Source organism: Acetobacter malorum (assembly GCF_001580615.1).
Lineage (GTDB): Bacteria > Pseudomonadota > Alphaproteobacteria > Acetobacterales > Acetobacteraceae > Acetobacter > Acetobacter malorum.
The window spans coordinates 61,603-87,179 of record NZ_LHZC01000047.1; the positions used below are offsets into that span (position 1 = coordinate 61,603).

Sequence of the window (25,577 nt, forward strand, 5' to 3'; positions counted from 1 at the left end):
GATTGATCCGGCTTGAACGCGCTCTCTTCCTCCCGGAGTGGTGACGCTCCGGTTCTGAGCATTGTCATTGCCGTTCTCGATGAGCGGGATAACCTCCCGTTTGTCTGCCAGGAACTGGCGGAAGCCCTTGAGCATCTGCCAGAAACTGAAGTTGTTTTTGTGGATGATGGCAGCCGGGATGATACCGTAGCCATTCTCCAGAAAATGCGGACCGATGTCCTTCCCGGTCTCCGCGTTCTCTCCCATGACCATTGTTGCGGAAAATCCGCCGCTCTGCGCACCGGTATCACTGCCGCACGTGGTGAGTGGATTGCGACCATTGATGGTGATGGTCAGGATGACCCGCGTGAACTGATTGATCTGCTACGGCTTGCCCGTTCCGCTAACGGCACGCCCCCGCTTGTGGTCGGTGTGCGGAAAAAGCGGAAAGACGGCTGGTCACGCCGGTTTGCAACTCGCTTTGCCAACGGCCTCCGCCGTCGCCTGCTGCGGGATGAATGCCCGGATACAGGTGCGCCGATCAAACTCTTCCAGCGTGAGGCGTTTTTAAAGCTGCCTCAGTTTGAAGGGCTGCATCGCTTCCTGCCCGCACTGTTTGCGTCTTATGGCGTGCCGCTGCTGTGCCACCCGGTCAAGCATCGCCCACGCCTGCATGGGCAGTCTAAATATACCAATTTCAACCGCGCTCTGGTTGGTATTCGCGATCTGCTGGGTGTGATCTGGCTGCGGAACCGCACTCGCCTGCCGCGCTCGGTCCGCGAATGCTAAATCCACGCTGGGGCCAGCAACGCCTGCCCGGGCGCGCGCTGGCTTTGCTCGGTTTACTCGCATTTTTCCTGTTTTTGCCGGGGCGGGCCTCCACCCCGCCGTTTGACCGTGATGAGCCGCGCTATATGGAAGCGACGGCGCAAATGCTGGAGAGCGGCAATTTTGTGGATGTCCGCTTTCAGGACAAACCCCGCTATCTGCAACCTGCCGGGATTTACTGGCTGGAAGCCGCCTCCGTTGCCGCCACAGGCACACTGAAAAGTCGTGCCGTCTGGGCGTATAGGCTGCCGTCCCTGCTGGCCATGACGGCCGCAGTGGTGCTGACGGCCTGGATGGGTGCCACGCTGTTCGGGCCAATGGCTGGGCTGGGGGCAGGGCTGTTGCTGATGGTGTCTGTGCTGGTGACGGCAGAGAACCGGATGGGCACGATCGATTCTACTCTGCTGCTCAGTGTTCTGTTGGCGCAGGCTGGCCTGTTGCGGGCGCTGTGTGACCGTGAGGCTGCACGCCCCACGCCGTTAAGCACAGCTCTGCTCTATTGGGGCGCGATCGGGTGCGGCCTGATGTTGAAGGGTCCGGTGATTCTCATTCCGTCTTTGGCCACACTGCTGTGTCTGGCTGTTGTGGAGCGGAATTTCAGTCTGTGGCGCAGGCTGCGGCCCGCATGGGGCTGGCTGGTCTCTCTGGCCATTTTGCTTCCGTGGTGTATCGCGATTGGCGTAGTCAGTCATGGCGAGTTTTTCCGCCGTGCTGTGGGCACCAATTTTCTGGGCAAGGTGGCCTCTGGCCAGCAGGCCCATGGTCTGCCGCCGGGTTACCACCTTCTGGTTTTCCTGATTGCGTTCTGGCCCGGCTCATTTTTTGCGGCGGCGGCTCTCCCCGCTGTCTGGAAAAGCCGGAAGCTGCTCCCAGTCAAATATCTGCTGTGCTGGATTATCCCGCACTGGGTGGTGTTTGAGGCTATCGCGACCAAACTGCCGCATTATGTGCTGCCCACTTATCCCGCCATTGCCATTCTGACCGCTGGCATGCTGGCACAGGGAGCACCGGTCTGGGCTGGCTGGCCGCGTGCGGTCTGGGCGCGTCTGGCCTTGGGGGCTTATGGCGTGTTGTGGACCATTGCCGGCGTTGCACTGGCACTGGCCGGTCCAGTGCTGCTGTGGAAGCTGGAGCATGTGGTCTCTCCCGCAGCGCTAATTCTGGCGGGTGGGAGCCTGCCGTTGATCGCCCTGTCCGTTGTCTTCATCAGCAGGTCCGAGTTGCGGAAAGCTGTGCTGACCAGTGCCGCCTGCGCCATGCTGCTCTATACCGGGCTGTTTCTGGTGGTTGTGCCCCACCTGCAAAGCATCTGGCTGGCCCCGCGCCTGACGGCGTTGGTCGCGGCGCATCAGCCCTGTGCGCAGACAGAAGTCTCGTCCGTCTCATTTTCCGAGCCGAGCCTTGTGTTCCTGATGGGCGGCAAAGTGCATCTGGAAGGGCCAGAAGACGCTGCCCGCCGCATGCTGGGCAATGAGGCCTGTGCCATGGCACTTGTCGATGTGCAGAAAAGCGAGGCGTTCCTCGCGACACTCGGGCCAGCCCGCAGTCGCGTGCGCACCTATGGCTCCGTGACCGGGGTGAACTATTCCAACGGCCACCATCTGACAATCAGCCTGTATGGTTTTGATCGTTAAAGAGTCGCCTGTTGGTGCGTAGAGTTTAACGAATTAAAGATTTCTATTTTTTATTGAGAGCTTTAGTGGTTCTCTTCTTTGAAATTTAAATTGCCTGCATCAGGATCAAGGGAATTATGGGACAGAGTTTTTCATATTTGATGAAGTTCTATGATCCTTTTCCCGGAAGAATAAATTCTCAAAAAGAATACTCTGCCTTATTTCAAGGGTTTGGTGTTTTTCTTGCAATTATTCTGTTTTTTCTGGTTTCGTCCGGCGCCGCACAACATATTTATTTTGAGCATGACGACTGGGATTTTATGACGAAGCTGGTGCCAGGCATGATGCCTTACGCCTCTCCCTGGCAAAAAACGCTTTCTGAAGGACGTTGGGTTAATTGGGTCTGGTCTTTACAGGCTAATAATCTACCTGCCAGATTTATATACTGTCTTTATATGCTGGGATACTGCCTTCTTTGCTGGCTGTCGTCCTGCCTGATCTCTTCAAAATTTTCCTACAGAATGCTTATAGCTTTTCTGTTGTTTTTTTCAGTTCCCTTCTCCAGTCTTTCACTTTGGTCCGCCACATTGACGCCTATGGTATGGCTCTCGGCTTTTTTTATTTTTTCCATCTTAACAGTTGGTTTTAATTTATTACTTTTTGCGTTCTATAATATTGTTATATTTCTTAGCTACTCGGCTATGATTTCATCAATAACGCTTATTGTATTGTCAGTTTTTCCCTGTTTTTGTGTAGAGATTGTCCTGTTTTACGGGGCCTCTTATCTTTTGGGGGTTCTTACGAGCTTTTCTTTGAATAAGGTTTTTCATGGAAAGTTTGGGATAATCTTTGAGGGGTGGCGCAAAGCACACCCTTTGCACGGGATTGAAGACCTTAAGATCAATATTTTAAAAGTTTCTCATTTTTGGATTGACTGTTTTTCTATATATAAAATTGAATTCGTTATCTCTTTTGTGATTCTATTGAGTGCTTTTTATTTTAACAGAAGGCAGACGATCCAGTTTGTTTTTGGTTCATTCATTGTTTTTCTATTTGAAACACTGATTCAGGTGGCTTCTGGCCTCGATGTACCGGTCCGCTCAACGTATTGGATCTGGTGCTTTTTTATTGGCACATTTTCTGTGTTCATCAGGGCAGAGGAGCCTGATACCAGAATAAAAAGGTCAGTCGCCTTTTTGGGGGCCGTGCCCATTATCGGCAGCGGGGTGCTGATATGGTCGGAAGCCATCCAGCACTCCACAAAAGTTTCCGAGTACGAATATTACCTTAAAAACCGTATCCAAGCGACGGGCGCAGCCACCGTATATGCGTGCGGGGATAACCAGACTGTTACAGCTTTAAAAGACAGATCCTATCGCGCTTTGCGGTTAGCAATGTGGAAACAGTATGAGATTAACGTGCAGCCGGGACCAGATGCAGTTTGTGAGGCAGTGGCGTCCTTACCATGGACGGACGTTCAGTTGATGCCGGACCATACCGCAGTTGTACGGTTTCCTGCCGGAAAACTGGATACGACGTCGCCTTAAAGCGTAGTTTTTTGACGCTGACGCTGACGCTGACGCTGACGCTGACAGTGTGCCGTGCGCAACGCAGCCACTTTACTTTCCTGCGCAACGTTGCACAGGGCAGTTAGGACTGTAAATTTTGAAAGGAAAAACCGAAAGTGGTGCCCGCTGGAGGATTCGAACCACCGGCCCCATCATTACGAATGACGTGCTCTACCAACTGAGCTAAGCGGGCATACTCACTTTCGAGGGGCTGAGTATCATAGCACTTCAGGAAACGCAACGGGGGAAGATGCGGAAATCAGAAGATATTTTGCACGCTGGGATGGTCCGTGCCACCCCCGCATGGCTGCAATCTTATGACATGACTATTACGCTCAGGATTTTTTCGTTCTAAGATCACTCTTATGAGCGTGTCGCAATTTACCGCCCTGATGCGTGAAGCCGTGATGCCTGTTCAGGATACATCGGTGGATAACACCCGGCACGTTCAGGTTCTTGAAGGTGTTATGGAGTGTCCGTGTTGCGGGCTTGTCCAGAAACTCCCCGAGCTAAAGCCCGGGACGCAGGCGCGTTGCCCGCGCTGTAACCAGTCGCTCGACCGGCGGAACAAAACTGCGCCGATTGCAACACCTCTGGCGTTCTGCATCACCTCGGCGGCCCTGTATGTGGCCATGCTGTTTTCCACCCTCATGATGCTCGATCTGTATGGCCGGCAGCGCACGGTGGATATCCTCACCGGGCCGATTGAACTCCTGCATGAAGGCTGGGGTGAAGTCGGTGTGCTGGTGGCTATTGCGACCATTCTGGCCCCCGGTATCGTTATTGCCATGATGGGCATGATTTTGACGGCTGCTCTCCGGCCCAGCCTGCCTGCCTGGGTGCCGCATCTGATGAAGTGGTATGAGGCGCTGCGCCCCTGGTCCATGGTGGAAGTCTACATTCTGGGCGTGTTTGTGGCCTACACCAAGCTGGTGGATCTGGCGTTTGTGGAGGTAGGAGCCGCTGTTTATCTGGTGGCCGGGCTGATGGTCTCCATGGCCGCGACGGACGCCACGCTGGATACGGAAATTATCTGGCGGCACCGCAAGATTGATTCCTTCATGCGGCCCATGCGTGGCCCCCGCGTGCCACTTACCTTTGTGGCTGTGGGCGAGGATGATCCGCTGTTGCCGTCTGCCAACCGCGTCTCCTGCCTCTCCTGCGGACTGGTGCTGGAGTTTGACCACCCGGTCCGCCCCACGGAGCCCTCCGGCTATTGCCCGCGCTGTGGGCATGTGGTGCGGCATCGCAAGGCGAACAGCATGAGCCGCACCGTGGCTCTGCTGGTTTCGGCGATTGTGTTTTATCTGCCGGCCAATATTTACCCGGTCATGACCGTGATCCGCATGGGGGCCGGGACTGGCCATACCATTGTGGAAGGCGCAATAGAGCTTTGGGAGGATGGGATGATCCCGCTCTCCCTGCTTGTCATTTTTGCCAGTGTGACGGTGCCGGTGCTTAAGGTAATTGGCCTGTCTTACATGGTAGAGACCACGCGGCGGAAGTCGCACAGGCATCTGCCATTCAGGTCCAAAGTGTATCGTATTATTGATATTATTGGCCGCTGGTCGATGATTGACGTATTTATGGTCTCTATTCTTGTCGCAATGGTGCGTTTTAACCATATGGCAAGTATTACAGCCAACGGTGGTATGGTTTGTTTTGCCGCTGTTGTGGTGCTGACAATTTTTGCGGTCCACACATTTGACCCGCGTCTGATGTGGGATGCCGCAGGTAAAAATGGTGATGCGGCTTATGCCCGCACCGCTGGCAAAGGCCGGCGGCGTGGTCACACGGCCGTACAGGCCAGTGCGTATCAGGATAACATGGAGCCGGACAGGGCGTGAACGGACAGAATCATTATCAGTCACCCGACGAAAATGACAGCAGAATGCCAGATGCTGTCGTGCGTCGTATCCGGTTTTCCATCATCTGGATTATTCCCGTCCTCTCAGTGCTGATTGCGGGTTTTCTGATCTGGAAGAGCTTTGCCAATAACGGGCCGGAAATCACCGTTGTGTTTGACACCGCCGATGGCCTGACAAGTGGCCAGACACAGGTGAAGAACAAGGCCGTGGTGCTGGGCACGGTGGAGGGCATCTCTCTGACGGATGACCTGCGGCATGTGAACGTGCGCATCCGCATGAATGCCGGGTCCGGCCCCATGCTGACGGACAAGGCCCGCTTCTGGGTGGTGCGTCCGCGCATTAACGGCGCGAGCATCACCGGGCTCGAAACCCTGATGTCCGGCGCATATATTGCGTTTGACCCCGGTCTGGAAGGGAGTGATCCGACCACAGCCCAGCGCAAGACTGAGTTCCGTGGTCTGGAAGCCCCTCCGGGTGTGCGGTCTGACCAGCCGGGGCGCACTTATACCCTTATTACGCCCACCATCGGTTCTATCGGGCAGGGTGCGCCCGTCTTCTTCCGCGATGTGGATGTGGGGGAAGTGCTGGGTTACACCATGCCGCCCGGTGGCCGCGGGCCGATCCTCATCCAGCTTTTTGTGCGTGAGCCGTATGACCATTACCTGTATCCGGATACCCGGTTCTGGAACGTCTCCGGCGTGCAGGTTGGCTTTGGGGCTGGTGGGCTGAAGGTGCAGATGCAGTCTCTGCAGGCCCTGTTCTCAGGTGGTGTGGCCTTTGGCCTGCCGCGGGATAAGGACAGAACGCCGCATGATGAAGCCCCGGCGGATACCGTCTTCAAACTGTATGACAGTCAGGCCGACGCCGAGAGCGCTGGTTATCACGAGCGTGTGCCGCTGGCGACGTATGTGACCTCTTCCGTCAAGGGCTTGGCTCCGGGCAGTCAGGTCACCATGTTCGGGATTCAGATTGGCAGCGTGACCAGCGTGAAGCTGGATCTGGACCAGAAGGCAGGGCATCCGCGCGTGCGCATTGGCATGCAGATCCAGCCGGAGCGCGTGCTGGCTGCCAACGAAATTCGCCACGGTGCGCTGACAGACATGTTCAAGACGCTGGTGGCCAACGGCCTGCGCGCCTCGACCGACAGCGCTAGTCTGCTGACGGGCGAGACCATGATCTCGCTGAATTTTGTGAAGAACCCGCCGCCAGCCACCACCACCATGGAAGGGCCGACGCTGGTTATCCCCAGTCAGGCGGGTGGCATGAGCGGGATTATGGATTCCCTCTCAACCGTCGCAGCCCGTCTGGCCGATATGCCGTTTGAACAGATTGGGGTGAACGCTAACAACCTGCTGGCCAATGCGGACAAAACGTTGACCAGCCCGGATGTAAAGCAGTCGCTCTCCAGCCTGAAAGAGTCTCTGAAAAATCTTCAGGTCATGAGCACCCAGCTGCGGAGTGGGATGGGTCCGCTGATGCAGCGTCTGCCGGAAATGACCAACCAGCTTGATCAGACCCTGCAGAATGCCAACCACCTGCTGGCGGGCTATGGCGGGAATAGTGATTTCCATCGCAATCTTCAGGCCATGGTCATCCAGCTTGGGCAGGCTGCGCGGTCTCTGCGGTTCCTGTCTGAATTCCTGACCAACCACCCCACTGCGCTGATATCGGGACGGTAAAGCATGACGCACTCTTCTTCCTCACGCCGCCTTCAGGCTCCTCTCCCTCGTCGTAGCCTGCTGCTGGGGGCTGCCGGACTGGGTGTGATGGCAACGACGCTCACGGCCTGCTCCAGAGGGGCAGGGCCGACGCTCTACACGCTCTCTGTCGTACCGGGGCAGCCTGCGCCGGGTGGTCCGCGCTTTGTGGAGGTGCGTCAGCCCACCATCGCCTCCGGGCTGGACCGGGACCGCATTGTCACGGCGGACACGGGCTACAAGCTGACGGTTGCTGCCAATGATGCATGGGGGGATTCGCTGGCCGGGCAGATTAGCCGCGCCCTTGCGGGGGATCTGGCACAGCGCCTGCCGGGCACCAGCGTGTTTGCAGAAAATGATGCGGTCTCCACCGAGCCACAGGCCTATGTGGAGCTCTCTGTAACGCGGTTCTCCACCGGTCCGTCCGGTGCGGTGCAGATTGAGGCCGCGCTGTCCGTCAAGGGCGCGCAGGCGGGTGCTCCGGATACCAGCGGGCAGTTCTATATGCAGCGGGTGCTTGTGCAGGCGCCTGCGGTCTCCTCCGGCACGATGGCGATGGTGCAGGCCCTTAGCCAGCTTCTCGGCCAGCTGGCGGATCAGGCCGCAGCGCAACTGCGGATGATGCCGCCGGTGCCGGACGCCCAGACGACGGACTCCGGGGCTTCTGGCTCTGCATCTCATCATCGGAAATAAAATCCGGGCTTTCCCGCAAACCCCGGACAATAAAAAAGGCGGCCCCATTCCGGGCCGCCTTTTTTGGGTCTCGGTTCAGCCTCAGGCTGAATCGGGGCCGAATTCCCGATCATGGTCGATGAGGGGAATGGGGTAGTCCCCGGTAAAGCAGGCATCACAATAGCGTTCACGGTAGGCACCGCGGCTTTCATGGCCCATGGCGCGGTAGAGACCTTCCAGCGAGATAAAGGCCAGACTATCCACACCAATCAGTTCCGCCATGGTGGCAAGGTCATGCTGGGCAGCCAGCAGGTGGCTGCGCTCAGGCGTGTCGATGCCATAGAAGCAGGAATGTTTGGTGGGCGGGGAGGAGATGCGCATATGCACTTCCTTGGCCCCGGCAGCACGCACCATGTCCACAATCTTGCGGGAGGTCGTGCCACGCACAATGGAGTCGTCCACCAGAATAACCCGTTTGCCATCCAGTGCCGGGCGGTTGGTGGAGTGCTTCATCTTCACGCCCAGATTGCGGATCTGGTCTGTGGGTTCAATGAAGGTCCGGCCTACATAATGGTTGCGGATAATGCCCAGTTCGAACGGAATACCGCTGGCTTCTGCATACCCCATGGCGGACGGTACGCCGGAGTCCGGCACCGGCACCACCACATCGGCGTCCACACCGCTTTCCTGCGCCAGTTCCTTACCGATCTGCTTACGTACGGCATAAACGGGCAGGCCTTCCAGCACGGAGTCCGGACGGGCGAAGTAGATATATTCAAACACGCAGAAATGGGGCTTGGTATCGCCAAACGGACGCAGGGAGCGGATGCCGTTATCGTCGATAATGACCAGCTCGCCCGCTTCCACATCACGCACGAACTCAGCGCCGATAATGTCGAGGCCACAGGTTTCAGACGCCAGAACCCAGCTGCCTTCCTTGCCGTCTTCACCCGGCAGGCGGCCCAGCACCAGCGGACGCACACCCATGGGGTCACGCACGCCCATAAGGGCATCCTGAGAGAGCACCACCAGAGAATAGGCACCCGTTACGCGCTTGAGCGCGTCAATCAGGCGATCTTCCACAGTCGCGTAGAGGGAGATGGCAATCAGGTGGACAAACACTTCCGTGTCCATGGTGGACTGGAAGAGGCAGCCACGGCGGATGAGTTCCTGACGCAGGGAATCAGAATTGGTCAGGTTACCGTTATGAGCCACGGCCAGACCGCCAAAGGCGAACTCGGCAAACAGCGGCTGCACGTTGCGCAGCAGCGTCGCCCCCGTCGTGGCGTAACGGTTATGGCCAATGGCGCGGTCCCCTTTCAGGGTTGCCATCACGCGGGGGTCATTAAACACATCGCCAACCAGTCCCAGTCCACGGTGGGAATGGAAGCGGCCATCGTAGGAGACAATGCCGGCGGCTTCCTGCCCCCGGTGTTGGAGGGCGTGCAGGCCAAGGGCTGTCAGGGCGGCAGCATCTTTGGCGTTCCAGATACCAAAGACGGCGCATTCTTCATGCGGATGGTCGTCATCATGGCAGGAGGCACCCGCAGGTGCTTCAGGAAGTGTCGGGTGGGAGAGCATCGGTGCGCAGGGCCTCCGCAAGTAGCCGGCATAGGGCCGCAAGAGATCACAAGGTGGCGTCATGACCCGTGGAGAGATTCGGTGCAACCCCTTTCGCACTGAAAACCGGCAGGAATGGTTGGATATAGGCTGCGCCGAGACGAATATAAGGGGTCAGTCTCCCATTTGCTTCAAGGCTGGCCATATCTTCGGGCATCATGAACCACTGGGCAGCCATAAAAAGCAGCACAACAAGTAACCCACCGCGTATGACCCCAAAGCCACACCCCAGCGTGCGGTCCAGACCGCCCAGCGCCGTCAGATGCACCAGCCGGACGACAAAGGCAGAGAACAGGGTTGCGGCAATCAGCAGCCCAAGGAGCAGGATGACGAACGCGGCGGCATGGGCGGCCAGAGGGTTGGACAGGTACGGGGTCGTCCACGGAATCAGCACTGGATAAAAACGGCAGGCCAGCAGAATGGCCAGAATCCAGCCGCCAAGGCCCAGCGCCTGCCGCGTAAAGCCGCGCCACAGACCATGCAGGGCAGAAAGCCCCACAATTACAAGAGAAAGAATGTCGATGGCGGCCATGGGGGCAAACGTCTCTCAGGGGAGCTTGCTGGTGGAAATCCGCCAGGGGCGGACAGCTTTGCCGTTCAGTTTCTTGCGGTGCGGCGGTTGGTTCAGGCGCAGGAAGAGGTCGCCCACCTCAATCCGGCGGAGCAGTTCGGTCCACACATCTGCCGGCTCGACCCCTTCTTCCGTCCAGATGGCTTCCAGACTGCGCATGAAGGCAGCACTTTCCCGGATAATATCAGAGTGGTTTTCGGCAATAAAAGCTGCCGTGCAGGCTGTGGCATGCTGCCCCATCGTCTGACCGAGCCGCTTGATAACAGTCCGCTCCTCTGCTGAGGGGGCGGTCTGTGCGGTGTCCGTACGGGGTCCTGCCGGGGCAGACGGTTGCCCGGACGCAAGGGTGGGACGAGCTTTAGGATCGGACACGTGCGGCATTCTGTAATGATGGGCGGGACAGGGGAGGCTGGTCAACCGTCCTGCGGGGGATTGGGGGAGGCGTGGTCTGGCAGAGCCGTCTGTGTTGCAGGCTGTTCGGCCGGTCCCTGCACAAACAGCTCATCCTCGCCCGGTGTCATGGGGTAGGTGGAGGCCGCGACAATATGTGTGTTCACGCGCCGCAGGTCGCGCAGCAGGGTGAGCTGATACGTCACTTCTTCATCCTGTAGCGAGATGTCATGGCTCTCTGTTGGGGAGGAGGCGTCAGAGGTCTGTTTACGCAGGCGCTCGAAATAGGCCGTGGTGGCCTCAATTTCCAGAGTGCGGAAAAAGTCTTTCTGGCCGTTCAGCGGGTTGGGCATGCCACGCTCGGTGCCCAGCAGAACGGTAGCGCAGACATTCAGGTTGGTGGTCAGCTGGGTTGCCATAGTCAGCACCGGAGCCAGTAGATCCTGCGAAAGGTGCAGGCGCTGGCGGGCCATTTTCTGCACCATGGGCACAAGGCTGCGCTCTACAATATCCTCAGCGTGCAGGAGCTGGGTTGTAAACGCCAGAATATCCTCAGCCCGGTCCATTTCCCGCTGGTTGGCGGTCTCCGGGTCCAGTCCGGCCAGATAGGAGCGGATGGCGTTGCCCAGATCCTCCATGGCGTTGCCCAGCGGGCGGGCGGCTCCGGCGCGGGCCGGGTCGGACGAGGTCAGGCCATCGCGCATGGCATGGAGCATGGAGGCCAGCAGGTCACACAGCCGCATGGCCTCCCGCGTGGCGCTGCCCACGGCAAGCTGAGGCGCTTTATCCAGCAGCAGCCGGTCCAGATAGAGCGGGGTGCCGGGTGTTTGCTGGGCTGTCTGCGGTGGGGTGGGGATCAGCCGCATCATCAGGCGGGCGTAGCTGTTGAGCAGCGGGATCATCAGCAGGGCCAGCAGGATGTTGAACAGCGTATGGAAATCCGCCACCTGACGCGCGGCATCCGGTTCTATCCGGGCGACGATCGCACTCAGCCAGGGCAGGCCAGGCAACAGCAGGCCAGCCCCCACCACGCGCACCAGCAGGTTGCCCATGGAAATGCGGCGGGCGGTCAGATCTGTCCGGCTACCTTCCACCACGGGGTTAATGGACGTGCCGATATTGGCCCCCAGCACCAGCGCCAGTGCCGTTTCCACCGGAATGGTGCCGCTGGTGGCAAAGGTGGTGATCAGCATGACCGTGGCCACGGAGGAGTGGCTGATCCATGTAATCACGGCGCCCAGCAGCACGGCCGCCAGATCGTGCGAGCTCATAGCACCCAGTACGGCGGTCAGTTCCGGCCTGTGTGTGTAGGGGCCAAGCAGCACGAGGAACTGCCGCAGGGAGATGAGGATCAGCCCCAGACCGATGAAGACGCGCCCGGAATCCCGCCATGTGCCTTGCCCGCGCCGGAACAGCATGACGCCGGTCAGCACAAAAACAGGAGCAATCGCTGCGACATCAAAAGAGAGCAGCTGAACAATCAGCGTGGTGCCGACATTGGCCCCGAGCATGACGGCCAGCGCCGGAGCCAGTTCCAGCTGTCCGCGGGCGGCCAGACCGGTAATCATCAACCCGGTTGCAGTGGAGGACTGGAGGACGGCGGTAATGCCAAGGCCGGTCAGGAAGGCCTGAAACCGGTTGCCCAGCATACGGGAGAGCAGGCTGTTCAGCCGTGCGCCACAGGCCCGCTGCACACCGGTCTGCACCATATGCACGCCCCACAGCAGCAGGGCGACGCTTCCGGCAAGATCAACAAGTGTCAGCAGTTCCAAGGTGGCAGTTCCCTTCTGGTGCAGAGGTCAGGACCGGGGTGCCCGGTTTACCCCTGACCAGAGAGGGGTGACAGACCCGGGCAGGTCTCAGATAGTGAAGTATTTCGCATGTTTGTTAAGGATAACAAGAGCGGAGGTGGATTGTTCCGGGTGGAGCTGATCCCCATCCGTAAGCGACACCCCAATCCGCTCCGCATCCAGTAACTTCAGGATCGGGTGCTGGTCTTCCAGCCGCGGGCAGGCCGGATAGCCGAAGGAATAGCGAGATCCACGATAGCCCTGCTGGAGCAGCGTATCCATGTCCCGCGCATCATCCGCGGCAAAACCCAGTTCTGAGCGAATGCGCTTGTGGGTGTATTCCGCCATGGCTTCCGCCATTTCGACCGAGAGGCCGTGCAGGTAGAGATAATCCTGATAGCGGTTTTCTTCAAACCAGTCGCGCGCAATGTCGGACGCCTTCTGGCCTACCGTGACCACCTGCAAGCCGACGACATCACGCTCAGCGTCGTTGATATCGCGCACGAAGTCGGCAATGCACTCGCCATCTTCACGCGGCTGGCGGGGCAGGGTGAAGCGGGCGGCTTCGGTCGTGCCATCTTCTTCAAACAGCACGAGGTCATTCCCGTCACCGGCGGCTTTCCAGTACCCATAGGAGGCCTGAGGGGAGAGGATATTTTCCTTGGCGGACAGGTCCAGCATCCGGCGCAGAATGGGGCGCAGATCCTGCTTGGCCCATTTCAGGAACTCATCCAGCGAGCGCCCCTGTTTCCGGAAGCCCCATTGGAACTGATACAGCGCGCGCTCATTCAGGAATGGCAGAATGGCTTCCGGCGTGGCGGTCAGCACGCGCGGACCCCAGAAAGGCGGGGTCAGCTGCGGCTCATCCGCCGTTATCCGTTCGCGCCGGGCACGGGCGGCAGCGGGGTCGATGGGCGTAAAACCGCGTGTTTCCGCCTGCTCCGGCGCACGGGCGTTACGGCGGGTGGCCTTGCCCTCGCGCTTTTTGCTGACAGCGGCCAAATAATCGTCAAAGCCTTTCTGCGCGATCTGATCCATCAGGGTCAGGCCGTCAAACGCATCGCGCGCATAGGCCACACGCCCGGTGGGGGCGTAGGCGGCCACGCAGTCTTCTTCCACGTAATTGCGGGTCAGGGCCGCACCACCCAGCAGCACCGGCACATCCAGCCCGGCGCGGGAAATTTCTTCCAGATTTTCGCGCATGATGACGGTGGATTTCACCAGCAGGCCGGACATGCCAATAGCGTCGGCCTTTTCCGTGCGGGCGGCTTCAATCATGTCCGCTACCGGCACCTTGATGCCGAGATTAATCACGCGATAGCCGTTGTTGGTCAGGATGATATCGACCAGATTTTTGCCAATATCATGCACGTCCCCCTTGACGGTGGCGAGCACCATGGTGCCGCGATGCTGGCCTTCGGTGCGCTCCATGTGGGGCTCCAGATGGGCCACGGCGGCTTTCATGGTCTCAGCCGATTGCAGCACAAACGGGAGTTGCATTTTGCCGGAGCCAAACAGCTCGCCCACCACCTTCATGCCATCCAGCAGAACGGTGTTGATGATTTCGAGCGGCGGCATTTTGGCCATCGCTTCATCAAGATCGATTTCCAGCCCCTTGCGGTCCCCGTCTACAATGCGGTCGCGCAGGCGTTCTTCCACAGTTTCTGCGCGTTTGCGCTTAACGGCTTCAGACGCTTTACGGTCGGCAAACAGGGCCAGCAGCTTTTGCAGCGGGTCATAATCTTCCGTCCGGCGGTCAAAAATCAGGTCTTCCGCAACCTTCACTTCTTCCGGGGCAATCATGTGCAGCGGGCGGATTTTGGACACATGCACAATGGCGGCTGTCATGCCAGCCTTTACGGCGTGGTCCAGATAGACCGAGTTCAGCACGGCACGGGCCGCCGGATTCAGGCCGAAGGAGATGTTGGACAGACCCAGCACAATCTGAATATCCGGGAAGGCCTCACGGATCATGCGGATGCCTTCCAGCGTCCACTGGCCCAGCTTGCGGTCATCTTCCGCACCCGTGGCGATGGTGAAGGTCAGCGGGTCAATCATCAGGTCCGACTGCGGCAGACCGTATTTCTCGCAGGCAAACTCAACCAGACGGGTGGCAATGCGCAGCTTGTCTTCCGGACGGCGGGCCATGCCGACTTCATCAATGGTCAATGCGACCACAGCCGCGCCAAACTTGCGGGCCAGACGCATGCGGTCCGTTGCCGGACCTTCGCCATCTTCAAAGTTGATGGAGTTGATGATGGGCTTGCCACCATGCAGCTTCAGGGCTGCTTCAATCACCGGGGTTTCGGTAGAATCAATCACCAGCGGTGCGTTGACGGAGGAGGTGAAGCGCTTAATGACTTCATCCATCTCTGCCCGCTCGTTCCGGCCGACAAAGGCGGTGCAGATGTCCAGCGCGTTGGAGCCTTCCTTGGCCTGCTCACGGCCGAGGGCCACGCAGCCATCCCAGTCATGGGCTTCCTGCAGTTCGCGCCATTTTTTGGAGCCGTTGGCGTTACAGCGTTCGCCAATGGAGAAATAGGCGTTTTCCTGCCGCAGCGGCACCTGAGAATACAGGCTGGCAACAGATGGAACCCACACGGATTTTTTGGGCACAGGGGCCGGGCGGTGCTGGCCGGTGCCTTCCGCGCGGCGGCGCAGCATGGCGTCGAGCGCTGCAATATGCGGGGTGGAGGTGCCACAGCAGCCGCCCACCATGTTCAGCCCGTCTTCCACAATAAAGCGTTCGACCCACGTGGCCATGTCTTCGGGGGAGAGGGGGTAGCGGGTCTGTCCGTCCACCAGTTCGGGCAGGCCCGCATTGGGCTGGACGGAGATTAGGCGTGGCCAGTTTTCAGACAGCCAGCGGACATGTTCCGCCATTTCCTGTGGCCCGGTAGCGCAGTTCAGACCCATCAGGTCCACATCAAGACTGTGGATGACGGTGGCTGCGGCAGCAATATCCGGGCCGACCAGCAGCGTGCCGGTGGTCTCGACCGTTACCTGCACAAAAATTGGCGTGGTTGTGCCCATTTCCGCACGGGCGATTTTCATACCGTTGACGGCAGCTTTGATCTGGAGCGTGTCCTGACAGGTTTCAATCAGGATGGCGTCCACGCCGCCTTCAATCAGGCCGCGTCCCTGCTCGGCAAGGGCGGCTTCCAGCGTGTCATAATCCACGTTGCCCAGAGACGGCAGTTTAGTGCCCGGTCCGACGGAGCCCACCACATAGCGGGTGCGGCCATCGGCAAAGCTTTCCGCAGCTTCCCGCGCCAGAATGGCGGAGTTGCGGTTGATCTCACGTGTCTTGTCAGCCAGATCAAATTCGCTCAGAGTGATAGGGGAGCCACCAAACGTGTTGGTTTCCACCATATCCGCCCCGGCTTCATAATAGCCACGGTGGATTTCCCGGATCAGTTCAGGGCGCGAGAGTGTCAGGATTTCCGTGCAGTTTTCCTGCCCCCAGTAATCCCGTTTCAGATCCAGATCGAGCATCTGGATACGTGAACCCATCCCTCCGTCACACAGCAGGACCTGATTGCGCAGAGCATCGAGAAGCGGAAGACGAGAAGACATGGCACCCATAAATCACAAAAAACGGGAAGAAGAGCCTCGGTCGGACGCCGGTCCGGAGGGTAGAGTGTTATTCCAGAGAGCGGCATCTGTGTCTACCAGTCCTCTGCTCTGGAAAGGGCCGGAGGACCGGCGGATACGGTTGCAACTGATGTCCGTGCAGGATGCGGAGGGGCAGGCGCAGTCCGGCAGTCTGGCGGTCTTTCTTGGTGTTCAGCCCTCCACGGCGCAGCAGGCCGGATGGGGTGCCGTGCGGACATGGAGCCTGCCGACGCAGGGTGTAGGCCACGGGGGCGGCTGCGCCTGCTGTCAGGGAGGCGGGCAGCTGGGGCGCTTTCTGATCAGTCTGATACAGGAGCGGGCTCGAGGGAAATGTGTTTTTTTTCAGACGCTTTGCCTGATTTGTCTCCCGCAGGACAGGACAGGTTTGATGAAGGCGCTCCAGTCTGATCCCCTGGTTTTTTCTCTTTATGGGCTGGAGGCAGTTTCCAGCCGTTTTTCCTGTCTTTGTTGAAAAAATAACACAGGCTGGCGGGATGAAGACCGAGAAACACTTTGAGGTCATCCCCACACCCTGTCATAAGGGCTTTTGTCCGGGAGCTGGCGATCTAAGGCATTCGGACCGCGTATTAAGGTTTTGCCAAAAGGGTTGTTCGTGAACCAGACTGATCATGTGCCTGATGTTTCTGGCCCTTCTTCTGAACCAGGCCATGAGAGTGCCTCCCGCCTGAGCCCAGCTATTATACGCCTGCGTGCGGTTGTTGCCGCTGCGCGCTTCCATGGGCTGGAACTGGATATCCGTGATTTTGCGGCAGAGCCCGGTGAAGAAAGCCCATCACCGGCTACGCTGGTGCGCTGGCTGGAAGATCAGGGTGCGGTCGCCAAGGGGATGCGTATCAAATGGCGTTATCTGGTCAAAATGACCAATTCGCCGCCGATCGTGCTTCTGTTTCGGGATGGTTCCGCTGCAATCATGGTGGGCGCAGACCCGGGTAAGGGTGTTGTCTGGCTGCGGGACCCATTAAAAGATGAAGCTGCGACCCCGGTTCCGGTTGATGAATTGCGCCTGAGCCGTATCTGGACCGGGGATGTTTTGCTGATTAAGCGGCGTCGGGATCAGTCTGAAGCGGACGCGCCAATCAACCTGACCTGGCTGGCCAAGATGGTCCTGCGTGAAAAGCGGTCCCTGCGCGATATCGCTATTGCGTCCATGACGCTCAGTATTCTTCAGATTTTTCCGCCTCTCGTCGTCATGCAGGTCATTGACCGTGTGGTCAATTATAAATCTATGTCCACCCTGATTTCGATCAGTGGGATTATTGCTGTTTTTTCACTTTATGAGGTTTTGCTGTCATATGGGCGGCGCGAACTCTCCATGGTTCTGACGACACGTGTTGATTCTCGTATTTCTCTGCATGTGTTTAGTCGTCTGGTTTCCTTGCCGTTGGAGTATTTTGAGCGTCAGCAGGCAGGGAATGTTCTAGGTCGTGTGATGGCTATTTACAGGGTCCGAGACTTTCTGACTGGCAAACTCATGTCGACCTTCCTGGATCTCTTCACACTGGTCGTAATCCTGCCGTTTCTCTTCTATCTGAGCTCTACCCTTGCCTGGATGACGGTTGCCGCTGCAGGCTGTATTGGTCTGATCGTAGTGATCTTTATGGGTCCGATTGCGCGTGTCATGGGTGAGCAGATGCGGGCCGAACGTGAGAGAGGCGCTATTCTCTACGAAACGGTTGCTGGCATTCGGACCTTGAAGACGCTGGCGTTGGAAAATATGCGCAAGCAGATCTGGGACGAATCAACAGCTCTCGTAATTCGCTGGAAACTGGCGGTCGGCCGAATGTCTAACTGGCCGCAAACCTTGGTGATGCCGCTGGATCTGTTTATCAATCGCGGCATTATCATGATAGGAGCTTATCTGGCGCTGGTCAGTCCATCCTCTGTTGGGGTGGGTGGATTAGTGGCGTTCATGATGCTTGGTAACCGGGTAGCCTCACCGCTCGTTGGGTTTGCAAGGCTTCTGGATGATTTCAATGAAGTCATGACTTCTCTGGGTGAAGCAGCTTCTGTGCTTAATCAGCCGACGGAAACCAAAGCACTGACGACTGGCATGCGGCCTGTGATTAAGGGGGCCTTGTCCTTTGATGGAGTGGATTTTACCTATCCAGGCTCGACCTCCAAAGCTCTGAATGACGTCAATTTTGAAGTGCCTGCCGGGACCATGCTCGGTCTGGTGGGGCGAAGCGGGTCCGGGAAATCCACCATTACCAGGCTGCTACAGGGGGTTAGTCGCTCCTACAGTGGCTACCTGAAGCTGGATGGAATTGATCTGCGTGAAATCAATCTGACGCATCTGCGGCGGTCATTCGGTGTGGTGCTGCAGGATAACTTCCTATTTCGTGGGACCATCCGGGAGAATATTACGGCCGGCCGTCCTGGTTATACGATTGATGATGTCGTACGTGCGGCGCGTATGGCAGGCGCTGAAGAATTCATTGAACGTATGCCTGCTGGCTATGAGACTTTTATTGAAGAAGGATCCACTAATATTTCAGGTGGGCAGCGTCAGCGTCTCGCGATTGCACGTGCTGTGATTACCGATCCTAAGCTAATGATTCTGGATGAAGCCACATCAGCGCTTGATCCGGAAAGTGAAGCTTTGGTGAACGCCAACCTTGAGCGGATCGGCAAGGGACGGACTATGGTCATTGTCTCGCATCGTCTGTCGTCTCTGGTAAATTGTGACCAGATCTGTGTGATGGATCATGGGTCTGTAGCGGACATTGCGCCCCATGATGTCCTGCTGGAACGGTGTGATATCTATCGCACACTCTGGATGCAGCAGAACCGCCATACGGAAGGGAAAGCGAAGCCCGGCTCGTCTTCTCTGGTAGCAGAAGGAGAATAAGCCATGAATGAACAGGATATTGTGCCCTCAGGGCAGACGACAGGTTCTGACGTGAGCATGGAAAGCGGGCCTGATTTTCTGCGTCAGGCGGATGACCAGTATGCACAGGGTGACATGCCACCGGCCCTGCTGGAGTTCCACTCCCCTACGGCAGCTCTGGTCAATATGCCGCCAACCCCTGCAGCGCAGTATATTACTTGGCTTGTCGGTGCGCTCGTTCTTTCATCCGTGACTGTGATGACAGTTTTTCCGTTAGACCGCGTGGTCTCAACACAAGGGCGCCTTGTCTCCACAGAACAGACCTTGCTGGTACAGCCTCTGGATACGTCAATCGTCCGCTCCATTGATGTGCAGGAAGGCGACTTTGTTCATAAGGGGGATGTTCTGGCCCATCTGGATCCAACGTCCTCTGGTGCTGATATTGAGAATATGCAAGCACAGAGTGAGCAGTATCAGGCCGAGGTTGATCGTCTGATTGCAGAGACGCAGGGCCAGATTTACGCTGTAGATCCCAAAAATTCGGCATCTGTTCAGCAGGCTGAAGCGTTTGTCCGGCGCAAGGCTGAATTTAATGCCAAAGTCAGTAATTATGACAAGCAGATTGCCAGCCTGCAAAATGACATCCAGAGCGCGCAGGCGAGTGCCGCCATGTACGCTGCGCGCGCCAAAGTGGCTGCGGATGTTCATAAAATGCGGATGCAACTGCAGAAAGATCAGGTTGGAAGTAAGCTGTCCACCCTCAGTGCACAGAATGAGTTGATGGAAGTGGAGCGCTCCCAGATTGCAGCACAGCAGCAGGCTGGGAGTGTGCGCAACAAGCTGGCAGCTCAGGTTTCTGAGAAAGAAGGCTATATCCAGAACTGGAAGGCTGAAGCGTACCGTGATCTGGTTACAGCGCAGCACCATTTGTCGGAAGCGAAAAGCGCGTATCAAAAAGCGGTGCTGCACAACAGTCTCGTCACGCTGAAAGCGGACGAAGATGCTATTGTGCTGAATATCTCCAAAGTGTCTGTCGGCTCGGTGCTGACGGCGGGTCAAAAGGTGATGACTCTGGTTCCTGTTGGCAAAGGGCTGGAAATCGAAACCGTCATGTCCGGCAAGGATGCCGGGTTTGTGCGGCTTGGCGATAAGGCACTCGTTAAATTTGCGACGTTCCCGTACCAGCAATATGGTGGGGCAGATGCCACTGTGCGGACGATTAGTGCGGACTCCTTTGTTGGGGGGGCTTCGGCTGGTGGTCAGCAAGATAATGAGGTCACGCCTGATAGCAGCAGCAAGGAATTTTATCGGGTTCGTCTGCGTGTTGACCGTTACACATTGCATGGTGTTCCGAGCTTCTTCCATCCCCAGCCCGGTATGCCGGTAACAGCCGATATTCGGGTCGGTAAGCGGACGGTTATGCAGTATCTGCTGAACAGCTTCATGCCGTTGATGACGGATGGCATGCGTGAGCCCTAAGGGGTTTACGGGCGGCTGAGCCGATTCAGGGAAGGAGCGTGTTATGCTACAGAAACTGATTGGTCGGTTCTTTAAGCGGAGTGCTAACGCACCGGTTGATGTCCGACTGACCGAAGCTAAGGATTGGCTGGCGAAGGGAGAGGCCGCCAAGGCTTTTGCTCTCTTCACCGTTCTTGCTCGGGAAGGTATGCCTGAAGCGCAGTATCAGGTTGGGCAAGCTTATCTGAATGCGGAAGGCGCTCCGCCTAACCTGATTGAAGGCGCGCGCTGGACCCGGCGCGCTGCCCTGAAAGGTTGGAGCAGAGCCGCTTTTATTCTGGCAACGCTGTATCTGCACGGCCTTCCCAAAGAGGTTGAAGAAGGGGAGAGTCTTTCTTCCGTTTTTGAAGATTATAAAAAACGCGAAAAACCGCAGCCGGATTATTACAAGGCTGCTCGCTGGGCGAAGCAAGCTGCGGACGCCGGGGATATGGATGCGCAGGCTCTGTATGGTTACATCCTGAGTGCTGGCCCTGACGATCTTCGTAATCAGGCGCAGGCGCTGCAATGGTATCAGAAAGCGGCAGATGCTGGGTGCTTGCAGGGCTACTTGGGCCTAGGGCTTGCGGGGCTAAAGGATGCGCAGACGTACGAGGACTATGCTCAAGCTGCACTTAAACTGCAGAAAGCAGCAAGTGGTGGCTTAGGTACTGCGCTCTACCTGATGGGCGTGATGACTGAGCGTGGCACAGGTGTTCCGCAGGATTATGGTTTGGCAACTGCCTATTTTGGGCGCGCTGCCGAGAAAAATGTCCGTGGTGGGCAGGCAAAATACGGCATTGCCCTTATGGCGGGCAAAGGTATTGAGCGGAACAGAGATCGCGGTGAAAGCTGGCTGCGTAAGGCAGCCCTGGCGGGCGATGCCGAGGCGGCGGCCATTTTGGGTGACTGGTATGGGCGCGGGATAGATTTGCCCCCCAACTATGCAGAAGCTATTTCCTGGTATCGTTTTGCTTCCGAGCTTGGGCATGCGGCTTCAAGCCACACGCTTGGTGCGATTTACATGGCGGGTGTCGGCGTTCCGAAAGATCCGGAAGCGGCTGCCTCCTGGTTCAAACTGGCGGCAGAGCAGGGCAACAAACACGCTACGGCTGATCTGGCCAATCTGGTGCTGGAAGGGGAGGCGCCTAAAGAAGACGGACGGGCTCTCATGGAGTTCTATAAGCATGCCGCCGAAGAAGGTGACATGCTGGCCGCCTTTAACTTTGGGGTCTGTCTGGCGCAGGGTGTCGGGGTTGAGCGTGACGAGGAAGAGGCCCTGCAGTGGCTGCATAAGGCAGCCGAAAAAGTCGTTAATGCCCAGTACTGGTATGGGAAGATGCTGCTTGAAGGACGTGGCGTTACACGCAACCCTGTAGAAGGTCGCGCATGGATCCAGAAAGCGGCAGAGGCGGGTATGGCGGAAGCCGAAACGACCTATGCGGACTTACTGGTGACCGGGGTGGGCGGTCCCAAAGACCATCCGGAGGCACTACGTCTGTACAAACAGGCTGCGGAAAATGGGACGGTCTCGGCGATGTTTTCCGTCGCTGCATTGTATGGCGGTGGTCATGATGTGCCGGAAGACCGGGCGCTGGCGCGCGAATGGTTCCTCAAGGCAGCAGAGCAGGATCATCCTGCGGCCCAGCTTATGATTGCGCGGTACTATGCCAATGGTCTGGGTGGTGAAAAGGATCTGGAACAGGCGCGCGTGTGGTACCGGAAAGCAGAAGCAAAAAATCTGGCGCAGGCCAGTGCAGAGCTGGCTGGTATTGGCACCGGAGGCACAGCCCCTCTGCCAGCAGACAGCTGATACTCTGTCATAAGGAGTACCGAGTGGTGAGCAGAGAGCGGGGCTGCTGATGGCGCAGTCAGATAAGACACAGGGTGCGCTCTCTGGTTTTGTTACTCAGGAAGACCGGGACGCACGGCGGGAGTGGGCCAGTGCACGGGCGCAGGAGACCTTTCAGAAGGGGAATGACGCTTGGCTAGCAGGCCGCGACGCCGAAGCGTGGAACTGGCTGGAGCGTGCCAACAGGCAGGCGCGGGATAACCCGCATGTCATGCTCGCACTCGTGTTGGCGCGTCAGGCCGTCGGGGATGTTGCCGGTGCCATTGATCTTCTGAATGCTCTGCTGGAGCGCTTTGATTTTCGTGAAGGCTGGGTTCTTCTGGCGACATTTCAGCAGGCGCTCGGCAACGGTGGCGCGGCTGTTTCTGCGCTGGGGCGGGTTTTGTCTCAATTTGCCTGCACACCCGATAGTGCAAAACTGGCTGATAAAATCACGCATCTGAATGGCCTTGCAGGATGGTGCGGCTTGCAGGGCGATGGCACGCTTGTTCTGGGTGGTGCTGTTGCCAAACAAACACCGGTTGTGTGGCTGGATGGTCAGCCCGTAAAAGTGGCGCGTAAAAAAGCGGGCTGGCTTTGCCCGTCCGGATGGAAGCTGGCCCGGTCTCTGGACGTTCGCCTTATGGATTTACCGTTTCTGGTGGGTAATCCTATCCAGCCTCATGCTCTTGCGCGGAGTGAGGGGCTGGTGGAAGCGGGGCCGGATGGGCTGAGTGGCTGGGTCTGGCTGCCGCATGATGCGGATCGTGTTCCTGTGGTGCAGATACAGGATGTGCGCACCGGGAAAACTCTTCACACGATAAAAGCAGAGGCTCTCAGTAATTCTGTCAATTCCGATGTGCCTCTGGCCCGTTATCGTGCTTTGGCCTTTCCGGCAGAAGCATTGCCGGATGGCCCTGTGCGGGTGGTGGGGCCAGATGGGCGGGATCTTGCCGGGAGCCCGCTGGATGTCGGGCTGGAACGGCGTTCCGCCAGACAAATCGTGCAGGCTTTGGCCCAAACGTTCTCTGTTGAGAAAAAGAAAAAGGTCAAAACAGGTCAGGATTTTCCGGGTTTTGTCTCTGTTCCCGTGCAGGATGAGGTCACAGCAACGCCGCAGGTCTCTGGCCGGCAGGCGGAAGTGGCGATTGTCATTCCCATCTATCGGGATAAAGCGCGCACGCTGGCTTGCCTTGAATCGGTCAGGCAGACCATCTCTGCTCGCAAAATCCCAGTCGTCATCGTCAATGATGCGGCACCCGACCCGGATCTTGTTCTGGCGGTGGAGGCTCTGGCCGCACAGGCTGGCTTCCGTATTCTGACACATGCACGGAACTGCGGCTTTCCGTCAGCGGTGAATACCGGTTTGAGGGCAGTGGCCGGGCACGATGTTATTCTGCTGAACAGCGATACACTGGTGGCGGAAGGCTGGGTGGAAGAGCTGCGGCGCATTGCCTATGCGTCGGAAGAGACTGGCACCGTCACACCCTTTTCCAATGACGCCAGTATTTTGTCTTATCCCTCACCGGACAAGAAAAACCCTGTGCCGGACCTTGCGCAAACGCAGGATTTTATGGCGCAGGCGCAGGCAGCTAATGCAGGGCAGGCGGCAGAAATCCCGACGGCCAATGGCTTCTGCATGTATATCCGGCATGATTGTCTGGTGCAGACCGGAGTGCTGCGAGACGATGTTTTTGCGCAAGGTTACGGTGAAGAAAACGATTTTTGCATGCGCGCCCGCGCCTTGGGGTGGCGGCATCAGGCCGCTCTGGGCGCGTATGTGGCCCATGTTGGCTCAGCCTCGTTCGGGGGAACACGCACCGGGTTAATGCGGCGCAACGAGGCGATCCTGAACCGCCTGCATCCCGGTTATCATGAGATGATTGCCGCATGGATTGAGAAAGATCCGTTGTTTAAGGCCCGCCGTCGGTTTGACCTTGTGCGCTTCCGGGCCAATGCGCCCCAGAGCGCTACGTCAGCGCCGAAAAACCGGAAGCGACGGGCTACCGTTCTGGTCACGCATGATTATGGTGGCGGGGTTGAGCGTGTAGTGGGTGAGCGGGTGAAAGCCCTGTCTTGTGAAGGACTACGCCCCCTTGTCCTGCGCCCCACCGGTGGCGGTTGCCTGCTGGAAGACGGGAGGGCTGATGCCCACACGTACGCCTCACTGCGCTTCCAGTTGCCTGAAGAATGGACATTACTCACCCGTCTTTTAAAGGCCGAAGGCGCAGAGGGCGTGGAGGTGCATCATATGGCCGGCCATGCTCCGATGCTTTATGACCTGCCTGACGCTCTGGACTGCCCCTATACTGTCCATATTCACGATTATATGTGGTTTTGTCAGAGAATTTCTCTGATGGGGCTGAACGATCGGTATTGTGGCGAGCCAGACGTTGCCGGGTGTGAAACCTGTATTGCCCTGCTGGGCCGGAAGGTTGAAGAAGACGTCCCTGTTGAGTTTTATCGCACACGAGCTGCTAAATTTTTAAAAACAGCGCAGAATGTTTACGCGCCCTCACACGATACCGCCAAGCGCATGCAGAAGCAGTATCCCGGCCTGACCTGCCATGTGCACCGGCTGGAAGATGATGCCGTTCTGTGTGCAGAGGGTGAATCTCTTCAGCTGGCTGCGTTGCCTGTGCCGGAAGAGCGCGTTCCCGGTGTGGCCGTCATGGGGGCAGGCCGGGGTGAGCGCATCCGGGTATGTGTCATTGGCGGGATCGGGAAAGAGAAGGGGTATGATGTATTGCTGGCTGCAGCGCGGGATGCCGCTCTGCGCGCCCTGCCGCTCGAATTTGTGATTGTTGGTCACACACCGGATGATGAGACTCTGGTGCGAACCGGTCACGTTTTTATCACTGGGGAATATCAGGAGGATGAAGCTGTTCCGCTGATTGCCTCCTTGCAGGCGGACTATGCGTTTTTGCCGTCTGTCTGGCCGGAGACCTGGTGTTTTACGCTGGGGCTGGCCTGGAAAGCGGGTCTGAAGGTGGTCGCTTTTGATCTTGGCGCTCCAGCAGAGCGTATTCGGGCAACAAAACAGGGTATTCTCCTGGAGACAGATCTTTTAGAAGAAGGTCTGAATGACGTATTGCTCCAGCTCGGACGCAGCGGTGCGTTGAGGGCCTGAAAGTGTCTGTCTAATAACCTTTTCTTTACCGGCCCATGATTTTTTGATTTACAGTTTATC

At 57.7% G+C, this 25,577-nt stretch carries 16 protein-coding genes and 1 tRNA gene; 11 read left to right on the forward strand and 6 right to left on the reverse strand.

Annotated features, from left to right (window positions below):
- Positions 1 to 12 precede the first annotated feature (12 nt).
- The 3 genes from AD930_RS07120 (at position 13) to AD930_RS07130 (ending at position 3,967) form a co-directional block, all read left to right on the forward strand.
- Positions 13 to 768 carry a glycosyltransferase gene (locus AD930_RS07120; RefSeq protein ID WP_043549334.1) on the forward strand — a complete coding sequence of 252 codons (756 nt, stop codon included), beginning with the start codon at positions 13 to 15 and terminating at the stop codon, positions 766 to 768.
- Positions 762 to 2,441: an ArnT family glycosyltransferase gene (locus AD930_RS07125; protein ID WP_061505658.1), complete on the forward strand. Its 1,680-nt coding sequence runs from the start codon at positions 762 to 764 to the stop codon at positions 2,439 to 2,441. The genes AD930_RS07120 and AD930_RS07125 overlap by 7 nt, the downstream gene beginning before the upstream one ends.
- A 116-nt stretch (positions 2,442 to 2,557) precedes the next feature.
- Entirely contained in the window at positions 2,558 to 3,967 is a 1,410-nt protein-coding gene (locus AD930_RS07130; RefSeq protein ID WP_061505659.1) for a hypothetical protein, read from the forward strand.
- Positions 3,968 to 4,105: 138 nt separating this feature from the next.
- On the opposite strand, the gene AD930_RS07135 is transcribed toward AD930_RS07130, so the two are convergent.
- Positions 4,106 to 4,181 (reverse strand) — tRNA-Thr (locus AD930_RS07135).
- Positions 4,182 to 4,353: 172 nt separating this feature from the next.
- Between AD930_RS07135 and AD930_RS07140 the strand changes: the two genes are divergently transcribed.
- Genes AD930_RS07140 through AD930_RS07150 form a run of 3 tightly spaced genes read left to right on the forward strand, consistent with a single transcriptional unit; the run spans position 4,354 to position 8,246 of the window.
- The gene (locus AD930_RS07140) at positions 4,354 to 5,835 is read left to right on the forward strand and encodes a paraquat-inducible protein A (protein WP_061505660.1); all 1,482 of its coding nucleotides are present in this window, start codon (positions 4,354 to 4,356) and stop codon (positions 5,833 to 5,835) included.
- Entirely contained in the window at positions 5,832 to 7,535 is a 1,704-nt protein-coding gene (locus AD930_RS07145) for a PqiB family protein (RefSeq protein ID WP_208598580.1), read from the forward strand. The genes AD930_RS07140 and AD930_RS07145 overlap by 4 nt, the downstream gene beginning before the upstream one ends.
- 3 nt (positions 7,536 to 7,538) lie before the next feature.
- Positions 7,539 to 8,246 carry a PqiC family protein gene (locus AD930_RS07150; protein WP_061505661.1) on the forward strand — a complete coding sequence of 236 codons (708 nt, stop codon included), beginning with the start codon at positions 7,539 to 7,541 and terminating at the stop codon, positions 8,244 to 8,246.
- Positions 8,247 to 8,327: 81 nt separating this feature from the next.
- On the opposite strand, the gene purF is transcribed toward AD930_RS07150, so the two are convergent.
- The 5 genes from purF to metH all read right to left on the reverse strand — a co-directional run bounded on the left by purF (position 8,328) and on the right by metH (position 16,172).
- Positions 8,328 to 9,806, reverse strand: coding sequence for an amidophosphoribosyltransferase (gene purF, locus AD930_RS07155; protein ID WP_043549328.1), 1,479 nt, complete (start codon positions 9,804 to 9,806; stop codon positions 8,328 to 8,330).
- Between the two features lie 46 nt (positions 9,807 to 9,852).
- On the reverse strand, positions 9,853 to 10,377 hold the full coding sequence (locus AD930_RS07160; RefSeq protein WP_061505662.1) for a CvpA family protein: 525 nt from the start codon (positions 10,375 to 10,377) through the stop codon (positions 9,853 to 9,855).
- 15 nt (positions 10,378 to 10,392) lie between these two features.
- Positions 10,393 to 10,797, reverse strand: coding sequence for a hypothetical protein (locus AD930_RS17750; protein ID WP_082781744.1), 405 nt, complete (start codon positions 10,795 to 10,797; stop codon positions 10,393 to 10,395).
- Positions 10,798 to 10,829: 32 nt separating this feature from the next.
- Positions 10,830 to 12,578: a Na/Pi cotransporter family protein gene (locus AD930_RS07170; protein WP_061505663.1), complete on the reverse strand. Its 1,749-nt coding sequence runs from the start codon at positions 12,576 to 12,578 to the stop codon at positions 10,830 to 10,832.
- Between the two features lie 87 nt (positions 12,579 to 12,665).
- On the reverse strand, positions 12,666 to 16,172 hold the full coding sequence (metH, locus tag AD930_RS07175) for a methionine synthase (protein ID WP_061505693.1): 3,507 nt from the start codon (positions 16,170 to 16,172) through the stop codon (positions 12,666 to 12,668).
- Between the two features lie 88 nt (positions 16,173 to 16,260).
- Between metH and AD930_RS07180 the strand changes: the two genes are divergently transcribed.
- The 5 genes from AD930_RS07180 (at position 16,261) to AD930_RS07200 (ending at position 25,517) form a co-directional block, all read left to right on the forward strand.
- Positions 16,261 to 16,683 (forward strand): hypothetical protein, encoded by a 423-nt coding sequence (locus AD930_RS07180; protein WP_156476914.1) that lies wholly within the window; start codon positions 16,261 to 16,263, stop codon positions 16,681 to 16,683.
- A 141-nt stretch (positions 16,684 to 16,824) separates the two neighbouring features.
- Entirely contained in the window at positions 16,825 to 19,080 is a 2,256-nt protein-coding gene (locus AD930_RS07185) for a peptidase domain-containing ABC transporter (RefSeq protein WP_082781746.1), read from the forward strand.
- A gap of 3 nt (positions 19,081 to 19,083) precedes the next feature.
- Positions 19,084 to 20,538, forward strand: coding sequence for an HlyD family type I secretion periplasmic adaptor subunit (locus AD930_RS07190; RefSeq protein ID WP_061505665.1), 1,455 nt, complete (start codon positions 19,084 to 19,086; stop codon positions 20,536 to 20,538).
- Between the two features lie 43 nt (positions 20,539 to 20,581).
- A complete protein-coding gene (locus AD930_RS07195; protein WP_061505666.1) occupies positions 20,582 to 22,369 on the forward strand; it encodes a tetratricopeptide repeat protein in 1,788 nt (595 codons plus the stop codon).
- A gap of 49 nt (positions 22,370 to 22,418) precedes the next feature.
- Positions 22,419 to 25,517 carry a glycosyltransferase gene (locus AD930_RS07200; protein ID WP_244150520.1) on the forward strand — a complete coding sequence of 1,033 codons (3,099 nt, stop codon included), beginning with the start codon at positions 22,419 to 22,421 and terminating at the stop codon, positions 25,515 to 25,517.
- The last annotated feature ends 60 nt before the right edge of the window (positions 25,518 to 25,577 follow it).